General features: G+C 51.8%; 10 protein-coding genes. All 10 read left to right on the top strand.

The window, feature by feature from the left end; translation table 11 throughout:
- Nucleotides 1-302 precede the first annotated feature (302 nt).
- Nucleotides 303-1703, top strand: a complete 1401-nt coding sequence (locus T496_RS0109755) for an aspartate ammonia-lyase (RefSeq protein ID WP_027450586.1) — start codon at nucleotides 303-305, stop codon at nucleotides 1701-1703.
- 128 nt (nucleotides 1704-1831) lie between these two features.
- Complete coding sequence (locus tag T496_RS0109750) at nucleotides 1832-2035, top strand: hypothetical protein (RefSeq protein ID WP_027450585.1); 204 nt, start codon at nucleotides 1832-1834, stop codon at nucleotides 2033-2035.
- A gap of 328 nt (nucleotides 2036-2363) precedes the next feature.
- Nucleotides 2364-2576, top strand: a complete 213-nt coding sequence (locus T496_RS0109745) for a hypothetical protein (RefSeq protein ID WP_052342171.1) — start codon at nucleotides 2364-2366, stop codon at nucleotides 2574-2576.
- A 5-nt stretch (nucleotides 2577-2581) separates the two neighbouring features.
- Nucleotides 2582-2995 carry a putative toxin-antitoxin system toxin component, PIN family gene (locus T496_RS0109740; RefSeq protein WP_027450583.1) on the top strand — a complete coding sequence of 138 codons (414 nt, stop codon included), beginning with the start codon at nucleotides 2582-2584 and terminating at the stop codon, nucleotides 2993-2995.
- Between the two features lies 1 nt (nucleotide 2996).
- Complete coding sequence (locus T496_RS0109735; RefSeq protein WP_027450582.1) at nucleotides 2997-3341, top strand: STAS-like domain-containing protein; 345 nt, start codon at nucleotides 2997-2999, stop codon at nucleotides 3339-3341.
- A 277-nt stretch (nucleotides 3342-3618) separates the two neighbouring features.
- A complete protein-coding gene (locus T496_RS13910; RefSeq protein ID WP_052342169.1) occupies nucleotides 3619-3837 on the top strand; it encodes a DUF2442 domain-containing protein in 219 nt (72 codons plus the stop codon).
- Nucleotides 3838-4608: 771 nt separating this feature from the next.
- Nucleotides 4609-6654, top strand: coding sequence for an autotransporter outer membrane beta-barrel domain-containing protein (locus T496_RS14465; protein WP_155808834.1), 2046 nt, complete (start codon nucleotides 4609-4611; stop codon nucleotides 6652-6654).
- 59 nt (nucleotides 6655-6713) lie between these two features.
- Nucleotides 6714-9458, top strand: a complete 2745-nt coding sequence (locus tag T496_RS0109715) for an InlB B-repeat-containing protein (RefSeq protein ID WP_155808832.1) — start codon at nucleotides 6714-6716, stop codon at nucleotides 9456-9458.
- A gap of 10 nt (nucleotides 9459-9468) precedes the next feature.
- Entirely contained in the window at nucleotides 9469-9807 is a 339-nt protein-coding gene (locus T496_RS14995) for a hypothetical protein (protein WP_155808830.1), read from the top strand.
- 86 nt (nucleotides 9808-9893) lie between these two features.
- Nucleotides 9894-11540, top strand: a complete 1647-nt coding sequence (locus T496_RS15160) for a ubiquitin-like protein (protein WP_197018948.1) — start codon at nucleotides 9894-9896, stop codon at nucleotides 11538-11540.
- The last annotated feature ends 11 nt before the right edge of the window (nucleotides 11541-11551 follow it).

Below are 11551 nucleotides of genomic sequence, written 5' to 3'. Positions count from 1 at the left end.
GGAGAGAGAGGCGGCTTCCTCTACGGTTCTCCCCTCCCTTGTAGGGGAGGGGCAGGGGGTGGGGTCAGTATTGTTATTATTCATGTCTGCTTTCGTCTATTCGAAAAGTTTGCTGCAAAGATAGGAAAAACCGTCCATAATTCATCGTCTCTGTGCAAAAATGCCTATACCATGTACAAAAATGCCTATTGTCCAACAGCCAGTGTGTCAGATAATCATTGTATCTTTGTGAAATGAAGACTGCCAACATCTTGGCTTTACACACGCCGAACTTAAATTATTAACTCAAAACGAAAATACTTATGACTAACCAGAAATTCAGAACAGAGTCTGACCTCTTAGGCGAACTCAACGTACCTGCCAATGCCTTATATGGCGTACAGACACAGCGCGGCATCAACAACTATCACATCTCGCGCAAGACCATGTCCATGTATCCCGACTTCATCAAGGCCATTGCCTACGTTAAACTGGCTGCCGTAGAGACTAACCATACATTGGGCGTCATCAACGACGAGATAGCGGGAGCCATCTCGCAGGCCTGTCGCGAACTGATCGACGGCCAGCACCACGACAACTTCCCCATCGACATGGTGCAGGGCGGTGCCGGCACATCGGTCAACATGAATGCCAACGAGGTGATAGCCAACCGGGCACTTGAGATTATGGGCCACGAGAAGGGCGACTACCAGTACTGTTTGCCCAACGACCACTGCAACTGCGGTCAATCCACCAACGATGTCTATCCCACCACCATCCGTCTGGCACTGATCCATATGAACAAGAGTCTGATTGGTGCACTGACGGGCCTCATCAGCGCCTTCCGCTACAAGGGCGACGAGTTCAGCGACTGCATCAAGATGGGGCGCACGCAGCTGCAGGATGCCGTGCCCATGACCAGCGGCCAGGAGTTCAATGCCTATGCCAACAACCTGGAGGAAGAGATACTGAACCTGGAGCGCAACGTGAAGCTGCTGCACGAGATCAACATGGGCGGCACCGCCATCGGCACAGGTCTGAATGCCGTGCCGGGCTTTGCCAAGCTCTGTGCTGCCAACCTGTCGAAGCTCACGGGCGAGGCCTTCGTATCAGCTGCCGACCTCGTAGAGGCCACCCCCGACACGGGCGCCTATGTCAGCTACTCATCGGCCCTGAAGCGCTTGGCCGTGAAGCTGTCTAAAATTTGCAACGACCTGCGCCTCATGGCATCGGGTCCGCGCTGCGGCCTCAACGAAATCAACCTGCCGCCCAAGGCGCCTGGTTCCAGCATCATGCCGGGCAAGGTGAACCCCGTCATCCCCGAGGTGGTCAATCAGGTGTGCTTCAAGGTCATCGGCAACGACACCACCGTATCGTTTGCCGCCGAAGCCGGTCAGCTGCAGCTCAACGTCATGGAGCCCATCATCACCGAGTCGCTCTTCGAGAGTCTGATATGGCTGAAGAATGCCATCGAGACCCTGACCGAAGAGTGCGTGCTGGGCATCACGGTGAACAAGGAGCGCTGCATGGAGATGGTGAAGAACTCCATTGGCATCGTCACCGCCCTGAACCCCTACATCGGCTACAAGACATCGACCAAGGTGGCTAAGGAGGCACTTGAAACCAACCGCTCCGTCTATGACATCGTGCTGGAGAAGGGCCTGATGACCCAAGAGGCGCTCAACGAGGCACTCGATCCAAAGAACATGCTGAAGTCCAGATAGATGTATATCGCCCCCATCGTTCTTTGACATACTGAGACGAACGGATATCAAAAAACTGAGGGAAATTGCGTTAATTTCGGAAAAAGTTGTATCTTTGTAGCCGTGAAGCAATATAAATAATAACGATTATGGCAACAACAACCGCAAGAAGACGCAGTGCGCACCCCATGAGCTACTACCGCAACTTGTTGAAGGATATGGACAAGGAACTGTACACACCCGAGGAGGCCTACGAACTGACGATGAAAGACATCAAGGCTATCTACGCCTACGTCATCGAGGGTGACACTATCAAGGTGGTCGATGCATGCCATGCTCAAAACATGAGGTAGCAGCGAGAGCAGAGCCAAGCTTGCTTGAGCTATGCCGAGTCGCGTCTCATGTCGACACACTCAATATGCACGACTGATTCCCCCGACATTCCCCCAGAACATAAAATATCCGCCGAGACATCGAGAGATGTTTCGGCGGTTATTCGTTTCGGGGCTGTCACCTCTCTCACCTCTCACCTCTCACCTCTCTTTATACTCCTGCGGATAGATGCCCCTGCCGCGCGTTGACTTATCCCTTGTATTGGGAGCCGAGGTTTTTCCGCCGAAATACTTGTATTTTTCAAATAATCATCGTATCTTTGCCCCCGAAACATTAATTATATTGCGTATGAGTTACTCAGAAATGGCACAATTGGAACTGATGAACGCAGCAGCCAACGTCACCTCGCAGGAAGACCTTGATGCGCTGCGGCTCACCCTCTCGCTCTTCTTTGCCGAGAGGGCACAAAAGGCTATCGACAAAATGTGGGACGAAGGAACCTTCGATCAGAAGAAACTCGACGAACTGCGCGGTCAGCATCTTCGCACACCTTATAAATGAAGCCGATGCGACTTGTAGTTCTAGACACTAACGCCCTCATTCAGAGCCTGCCCACGCGTAGCCAGTACCATCGTATATGGACTGACTTCCTGGCGGGCAAGTATCGCTTGTGCGTCAGCAACGAGATATTAACCGAGTACGAGGAAATCCTCGCCGTACATACCTCACCCGCTGTGGCACACAACGTGGTTGAAGCCATAGCACACCATCCGCAGATAGTTTATCGCGAGTCCTTCTTCCGCTTCCATCTGCTTAGCGACATCGATAAGGACGACAATAAGTTTGTGGACTGCGCCATCACTGCCGGAGCTGACTACATCGTAACCGAGGACAGCCACTTCGACCATCTGAAGAAGATCCCCTTCCCTCAGCTCAACGTCCTGACGCTTGATGAGTTCAACGAAACGTTAAAACCATAAGATGAACCAAACGATCAGGTTACTAGACATCTATAGCGCAGACCTATTTATACGTTCCAGAGCTTCTGAGCTGCGCAAATGCATTAACGACGATGTCGACGAGGTAACACTCGATTTCGAGGGCATCGGCTTCATGTCGCGCTCGTTTGCCGATGAGGTTTGCAACATCATCGACGACATGGGAGGCAAGACATTTACACTCGTCAATCAGAACAGCGACGTGGCTACGATGATGACGAAAGTACGCGATGGCCGCAGTCGCGAACGCAAGCGTGGCGTAGAAAACGCAAAGATGTACGAATTCCAAGACATGGAGAGTCTTTCGGAATTCCTCATTGCTATGTAAGCTTATATCTGAAACCATAAGATACTCCCTCCGCACACTCCATGCGGAGGGAGTATTATATTCTGGGGTATGGGGCAAGGCCCCATTAAGATAATCCACGCCAGGGCTTTGATGCCCCGCCCCCGCGGAGTGGCAGAATTTACAAAAAATGCATCCGAGGCCGTTTTGCTCTTGCAGAAATGAAAGGAATTTTGTATATTTGAACGCGAAATCAATCAAACGCAAGGAGATTATTGCTGCACGTTGGAATGAATATTTCAAAAACTAGAAGTAAACTATGATGGAAATTACGAAGATTTGGCTCACGCCTACCGAGATTTGGATCGAGACGGCCGACGGTCGCCAGGCCTGCGAGCGCTTTGCCGACTATGCTGGTCTGCGTAATGCCTCGCCCAGCGAGCGCGAACAATACACGCTCTCGCCCTATGGCATCCACTGGGAGCACTTAGACGAAGACCTGTGCTTCGAAGGCTTCTTCCAGCACACTGCTTCCTGATAAGCCCCCCGACATTCCCCCAGAACAGAAAATATCCGCCGAGACATCGAAAGATGAACTCGGCGGATTGCGTATTCTACCCGGTGCGCGGAGCGGCGGGGCGATATCCGTTTGGTCTCAACGAACGAAAGACAAAGGGGGCCTGATGACCCAAGAGGCACTCAACGAGGCACTCGATCCCAAGAACATGCTGAAGTCCAGATAGATCCGCCTCAGGTAGAGCCTGTTTCAATGGTGAAATAACTTTTTTGGTTAAATCTAAAAAAAACTAAATAAAATGTTGCATATTTAAAAAATGTTATTTATATTTGCAGCAGAATCATGAATAGCGTAACTAACCGATGCTGACATCTTAGACAAAACCTGAGATTCTGCTGAGGAAACAAATATATAACATAGTTTTTATCTTTATCATTTTAACCACTTCCTATGAATGTTTCACCAATGAATAACTTTCTCAGGACTGCCATCCCATTTATCGGGATGACAGTCCTGATTATTGTATTTGTATTACAACAAATCACAAAAATCAAACAAAACATCATAAAAATCGTATAACAAAAGAATCAGTGGACGGTTCTTGCTTTAGGCAAGCGGCAGAGCCGAGCGGACTTCCCCCTGCGGGTCGTCGAGCTAAACCTTCTTGCTTTGGCAAGCGACTTCGTCGATTACTCTGCTCCGTCACTGTCTCACGTATCGTCACCGCATCGCCGGAGGCGACCAAACAAAAACGAAACAACAACAATAATAACATTATTAAATCAATTGCTTATGAAAAAAAGAATTCTTTCGATGCTCGTGCTGCTGCTGACGGCAGTGACGGGCGCGTGGGCCGAGGAGACGCTGCTCTTAACGATTGAGAGCAAATATTACTCGTCCTTCAAGAGCGGGAGCATGACCTTCGACGACAAGGTCACCGTCACCTTCAGTGACGAGGTTGAAAACGACGGCGACTCGGATGGATGGTATCGTAGTGGAGCAGCATCGCTGCTGACCGTGGCTGGAATCAATGGCTACACCATCACCAGTTGCAAGTTCTACACCAAAAACGGCACCGCATTGACTGGCTACACCGTTGAGGGAGAGAGCCCCTCGGTCTATCTCTCTGGAGGGTTTGTCTACACCGATGATAGCAAATCAGAGTTTTTAGGCTCTCCAGGCATTACGAAGATTGAGGTCTACACCGCAGCCGCCTCTGCCGGCTACACCGTTTCCATGAAGGACGGCACCGAGGATGCCGCCAAGTGGACCATCAATCCCAACCCCGCAACGGCTGGGCAGACAGTCACCGCCACCTACAGCGGCACCAGGAGAGTGAAGAGCGTCAAGGCGGTGAAGAAGAGTGCTGCTAAAACTCTTGCTGAGGTTACTGCAGGTGATATTGGCAAGATAGTCGGAAAGGACGGCAAAATCTACGCCACGAAGGCCGATGCCGAGGCTGTGGCTACAGGAAATGCCGTGGCCATGATTGCCTACGTTGGCACAGCAAGCGACTGCACCCACGGTCTGGCTATCGCACTGGCCGACGAGAGTGACACGAAAAAATATGGGGATGCAGGTACAGCTTGCAGCGGCAAGGAAGCCGTTACAGGTGGCACATGGCGCTTGCCGTCCGAGAAAGATTGGCAGTATATATTCATCGGCTGTGGATCAAGCGAATCATACAGTGCTCCGACAGAAGGTATGAAGAAGAGCTACAGTGGGTTGGCATCTAAGCTCACTACGGCTCAGGGTGATGCCTTGCAGGCTGAATGCTACTACTGGTCGTCTACGGAGAGCAATCCCGGCTCCCACGCCTGGGGCGTGTACATTTATGGCGGCGGCAATGCTGAATTCAACGCCCCCAACGAGGGCAACGCATTCCGAGTTCGTGCCTGCCTCGCGTTCACCGTCGAGCAGTCGGCTCCGACTGGCAACATCGTTGACCTGTCGACGCTGACGGGCAACTACGAGGCGCAGAACGGCGAAGTGCTGACGGGCACGCTCGCTGGCAACTACAAGATTTCGATTGCCGACGGAGCCACCGTGACACTGGACGGCGTGACCATCAACGGCGTGAACGACATCAACTACGAGTGGGCCGGCATCACTTGTCTTGGCGATGCTACCATTATCCTCAGCGGTACGAATACTGTGAAGGGATTCTATGAGGATTATCCTGGCATCCAGGCTGCTGCTGGCAAGACGCTCATCATCAATGGCACAGGTTCTCTCACGGCCAGCAGCTACGGCTACGCTACCGCCATCGGTAGCGGAAGTGGTGTTGCTTGCGGCGATATTGAGATCCAGGGCGGCACAATCACCGCAACTAGTGGAGGACTTGGTGCCGGCATCGGTGGCGGATACAACGCTAGTTGCGGCAATATTACCATCAGCGGTGGAACCGTCATTGCTACAGGCGGAAATAATAGTGCTGGCATCGGTGGCGGATACAACGCTAGTTGGGGCAATATTACCATCAGCGGTGGAACCGTCACTGCTACAGGCGGACAATATGGTGCTGGAATCGGAGGCGGTAAAAGAGGTCCAGCGAGTTTCTCTTGTGGTAATATTATCATCAGCGGTGGAACCGTCACTGCTACAGGCGGTGATAATGCGGCCGGTATTGGCGGAGGTAGAGGTAACAATAACAAAAACTTTAGCAGTTGCGGCGACATCACGATTACTACAGGCGTAACCGAAGTGACTGCTACAAAAGGAAGTGATGCTACCAACAGTATCGGCGCAGGCTATTACGGCACTTGCGGCACAGTAACCATCGGCGGCAATGTGGGTGCTATTACCACTAGCCCATACACCTACCAGCCGAGCAACTAACGCCCCCTCTCGCGCGTATATAATATAAAAGGTATAAACAACATAAAGAAATACAATATATGAAAACAATATCAAGATATATACTGACGCTCGCACTGCTACTGACGGCAGTCACGGGCGCGTGGGCGCAAGACCCAACTCCAATCGACCTCACCCCCGACGCAACGGGTAAGATATGGACGCTGGCTGCGATGCCCGCCAACGACATCGAGCTGCAGGTGGAATACTTCAACACCTTTGCCCTGACCCTGGGTGCAAATGCTAACGAGAAGGGTACCGTGGAGGTCATCAATGAGCTGACCGTCAACGACGGAACAATTGTCAACAATGTTGTTCCTGCCTACACTGGCTGGTTCGATGCAATGACCAAATCGCAATATGTCATTCCCGCTGCTAAGTTGAGCACGCTTAACGGCTGCAAAATCAAGAGTATGAAGTACTATGTCAGCGAAAACCGCAGTTGGACTTCTGAAAAGGACATCGACGTCTATGTGAAAGAGGTGGACTATACCACGATGACAGCCTTGGAGGACAAGGCCAACTGCACCACGCTCTATACCGGCAAGCTGACGGTTGCTAACGGCGAGGCGATTATCACCTTCGCTACGCCCTACACCTACAACGGCGGCAACCTGCTCGTGGGTCTTGAGAACCTTGAAAAAGGTAACTATATCGGTTTAAGCTTCTTTGGCATCGAAGCAGAAAATGCTTCGATGGGAGGCCATGGTGACAATTATAATAAGCAGGGATTCCTGCCTAAGGTCACCTTCGCCTATGACGATCCTAATATCAAGGACAATGGCGACGGCACGTATGAGGTGGAACCCGGCGCACAGATTACAGTCAAGGCTACTCCTGCCGAGGGCTACTACCTGAAGAACTGGAGCGACGACGAGACCAACAATGAGGCCATCCGCACCATCACTATGGAAAGCGACACAACGCTCACAGCCATCTTCGATAATTGTGCCGTCCTGACCATCGCTGCCAACGACGCCAGCATGGGTGTGGCTTATATTGTCAACGCACAAGAAAAGCTCGTTGATACGTTCGATACTGAACATACCAATGGAACTGTGACTTATTTCGATAATTATAACGACATTGTTAATGGTTACTGGGTCAACAACAATGATAATTATAATTATATTGGTGTTTATTGTAAGAGTGATAACTTAAATGTGAGCCGTGTCATATTCTATGGCTCTGGCGATAACAGCTACGAGGCCAGTGTCAGTGGCTATGAAGTAATGATTTATCTCAAGAACGGCAATACCTATAAGGACAGGGATTGCACCGAGTTGCTGTGGACGGGTGGCGTTCGCAAGCTCGATGTCTATGCTACTGAGTATGCTCTTCCAGAAGGCGTGAGCGAGACAACAACACCTGGCTCATACTACGTCGTTCCCGGTTCGAAGGTGCCTGTAGAGGCTGCTCCTTTCGTACAATATAGTTTCAGCGGTTGGAGCAACAGCGAGACGAAGGCTGCCTTTGAGCTGACCGTCAACGAGACAACGAGCCTCACCGCCAGCTTCGTGGCTAATCCAGTGCTCACCATTGCCCCAAACAGTGCTGAGATGGGTACCGTAAGCATACAGACTGTTGAGGGCGAAGGCCTGATAGCAGAAGTCGTGGCTGCCAACGTGGAAGGATCTGTTAATGTAGAAGGTATCGACATACATGCGCCCTACATTGCAGCTGAACAAACGGAATGGACAATCGGTGCCACTGATTATCCAGATCAAATCTCAATCCATGACCAAAAGGTTTCTAGCGTCGTCTTCTACGGTCGCAACGGCCGCTATGTTTCGAAGTGTGACAACGATATGTATACCTCACGCACGATGGAACCCCAGGCGGTTCCCCGCAGAATATCTGCCATGGGCGGCAGAGTCTATCTCAAGGATGGCAACACCTACAGAGACGGGAATTGCACCCAGCTGCTGTGGAAGGGCGGCGTGACACGCATCGAGATCTACGGCAACGGCACAGTGCTACCTGATGGCGTTGTAGCAATTAACGCAGAGGCTGGCATCTACACTGTGGCTCCCGGCACCGAAGTGACCGTAACTGCAACACCTGCAGAGAAATGTCATCTGCAGTCTTGGAGCGATGGTGCCGAGCTTAACGAGCAGAACACTAACACCTTCACCATGACTGCCGAGAACAAGAACCTCGTCGCTTCCTTCATGCCTAACACATACCAGTTAGTTATCGGCGCCGGCGAGTTCGCTACCTTCTATGAGGACTGGAACGTGAAGCTCGACGAGGACACGCCTGAGGGTGTGAACTTCTACACCATCGCCAGCGTTAGCGGCGAGACCGCCGTGCTGAGCACAGCTCTCGAGGGCGTTGTGGCTGGTCAGACTCCTCTGCTGGTTTACAACGGCACCGAAACAGTACTGCTGGTGACCATCGTTCCTACTACAGAGACTGCAGTGGCTACTCCTTCATTCGCTGAGCAGTTCCGTGGCACCGCCACCGACCGCGAGTTCACCGCTGCCGACATGGAAGCTGCCGACTTCTACGCTCTCTCTGGCGGCAAGATATTCGTACAGGTAGAGGACGAGGGCACACTCGCCGCTAACCAGTGCTGGCTGCAGTTCAACCACGAGCTGACATCTGGCGCCCGCAGCATAAACCTCGTGTTCGAGGACGAGACCACCGCTGTTGAAAAATTGAAGAATTCAAGAATTGAAGAATTGAATGGCAACTGGTACGACATGAACGGACGCAAGCTGCAGAGTGTTCCGACCAAGAAGGGCGTTTACCTCTTCAATGGCAAAAAGGTCGTGGTAAAGTGATAGAGTGATAATGAAAACAAAAACAAGAAAAACCCCTTCTGTGGGCTTGACGCTCTTAAAGAGCTCATGTGTCAAGCGGCAGGTCTCTGGCTATGAAAGCGAGCTTTCCAGCCATACCCCCGCCTCTTGTCACACCACTGACGTGGCTCAAGCCCGCAGAAGGAAAAACCCCGCTTCGCTGAAAAACCATTTTTCTCAGTACATTGCTGTTATGAGTGGTTGCGCAGCCGGTATTCTCGGTTTTTCCTTGATGAGAAAAGAGTCCCTGAAAGGGATAACGGTATTTGGTGGAAGGCTGCTGGGTGCTTGCACACAAGCAGAATTACGACAGATGGCGTTAATACGCTGACAAGAGTATCTTTCTCAGCAAGGGGTTTTCAAGGTTTTTGTTACAGAAAACAGTTAATGAGAAATAACAATAAAGAAACTATGAATATGAAAAGGAAATTATTTAGTTTGCTCACCCTACTCATGATTGCCATGAGCATGAGCGCCATGCAGATATTCGTCAAGACGCTGACGGGCAAGACCATCACCCTCGACGTGGAACCCAGTGACACCTTCGAGAACGTCAAAGCCAAGATCCAGGACAAGGAAGGCAGCCCTGTTGCCATGCAGCGTCTTATCTTTTCTGGTAAAGAACTGGAAGACAGCAAGACACTGGCCGACTACAACATCCAGAAGGAGTCAACACTCCATCTGATAGTGAAAGATGGTAAGTACAACCTTACCATCGCCAATAACGAGCACGGCTCAATAAATTTTATGAGAGGCGAAAAAAGCGTAACGATGGCCAACGAGGGCGACGTGATAACCGTCATCGTCACCCCACAGGATGGCTGGGCTGTTAACGGCGTTGCTGCCAAGGCTTACACCACATGGTCGGCAGCCTCAAAAAGGGCTCCCAGCAGCATCCCTGTGGTCAACGGCATCGAGTTGACAGCTGGTCAGGCCGCTAACACATGGACCTTCACCATGCCTGCATCCAGTGCAAAGATCAGCGCCAACTATATCCCCGTGGCACAGTTCGCTACAGCTCCCGCAGCCGCTGAAGGCATCATCGCTGGCGAGGACAAGGCCATCGTCACTGCCAGTCAGACCGAGCAGGGCACCGTGAAGTATTTCGCTACCACCGCGCAGCTCGAGCAGGCTCCTGCCACCACCGCTGAGGGATGGACCACTACCGTGCCCACCGCAGCCGGCTATGCCGGTGACATCACAGAGGACTTTACCGTTTATGTATGGTACTACATCCAGGCTGGCGAAGGTTATGCCGACAGCGAGCCCCAGTGCATCGAAGTCACCGTGCTGAAGAACATCTACGGCGTTCGCTTCTCTGATGAAACTCCCGAGCTCGAACTCTGGAGCACCACTCCTGCCGAAAAGGCCAAGATGGGCACCAACGTCACCGTCACCTACTCCGGCATGAAGAAAGTCATCGGCGTGAAGGCGGAGAAGAAGAAGAGACCGGAATTCGTACCAGGCGCGACAATCCAGAATATAGAATCATTTGTCGAAGTCGAAAACAACAGGGATGGCACCATCACCCTCCACATGCCTACGCTGAACCCGTCGACATACAATGTAACCGGCAGTGGTTTTAGCAATGGTGAACACACACTGCATTTCGGCTATGAAAAAGGTAGTGGCACAAATATGTCCCCTATCGGAGCGAATATCATTGAATATAGCTGGGCCGGCCATACGCCTTTCAGCGAACTGGACAAAACCATTGACATTACTTCGGGGGAGCCGAGGGTGGCCATCCTGATTACAGGCCACGTACAATCTGCCACTTGTCCAGCGCCAGGCAAAGAACACTATTGGGGACTGTACCGCTACACCAACCCCGTGAAGGTGACCTACAACCTGGGCGGCGGCAGCGTCAGTGGCTCCACTGCCGACAAGGTGGAATACCTCTTCAGCGGCGATGCCCTTGCCACCACTTTCGCAGCACCCACACGTGAGGGCTACACCTTCGACGGCTGGTACACCTCTGCTGAAGGCGGCACGAAACTTACCGCCAGCAACGCTACCAGTGCCACCACCATCTACGCTCACTGGAACGCGATTGCCGAGTAACCCCCTCTCGC

The sequence above is a fragment of the Xylanibacter brevis P6B11 genome (assembly GCF_000621825.1).
GTDB lineage: Bacteria > Bacteroidota > Bacteroidia > Bacteroidales > Bacteroidaceae > Prevotella > Prevotella brevis.
The sequence above is the reverse complement of the archived record's forward strand: the minus strand, read 5'-3'. Positions and strand labels throughout refer to the sequence as shown.

Bases quoted from the DNA above. Each gene is read 5' to 3' on its own strand.
- T496_RS0109755 (WP_027450586.1), top strand. From the start codon at position 303: ATGACTAACCAGAAATTCAGAACAGAGTCTGACCTCTTAGGCGAACTC.
- T496_RS0109750 (WP_027450585.1), top strand. From the start codon at position 1,832: ATGGCAACAACAACCGCAAGAAGACGCAGTGCGCACCCCATGAGCTAC.
- T496_RS0109745 (WP_052342171.1), top strand. From the start codon at position 2,364: ATGAGTTACTCAGAAATGGCACAATTGGAACTGATGAACGCAGCAGCC.
- T496_RS0109740 (WP_027450583.1), top strand. From the start codon at position 2,582: ATGCGACTTGTAGTTCTAGACACTAACGCCCTCATTCAGAGCCTGCCC.
- T496_RS0109735 (WP_027450582.1), top strand. From the start codon at position 2,997: ATGAACCAAACGATCAGGTTACTAGACATCTATAGCGCAGACCTATTT.
- T496_RS13910 (WP_052342169.1), top strand. From the start codon at position 3,619: ATGATGGAAATTACGAAGATTTGGCTCACGCCTACCGAGATTTGGATC.
- T496_RS14465 (WP_155808834.1), top strand. From the start codon at position 4,609: ATGAAAAAAAGAATTCTTTCGATGCTCGTGCTGCTGCTGACGGCAGTG.
- T496_RS0109715 (WP_155808832.1), top strand. From the start codon at position 6,714: ATGAAAACAATATCAAGATATATACTGACGCTCGCACTGCTACTGACG.
- T496_RS14995 (WP_155808830.1), top strand. From the start codon at position 9,469: ATGAAAACAAAAACAAGAAAAACCCCTTCTGTGGGCTTGACGCTCTTA.
- T496_RS15160 (WP_197018948.1), top strand. From the start codon at position 9,894: ATGAAAAGGAAATTATTTAGTTTGCTCACCCTACTCATGATTGCCATG.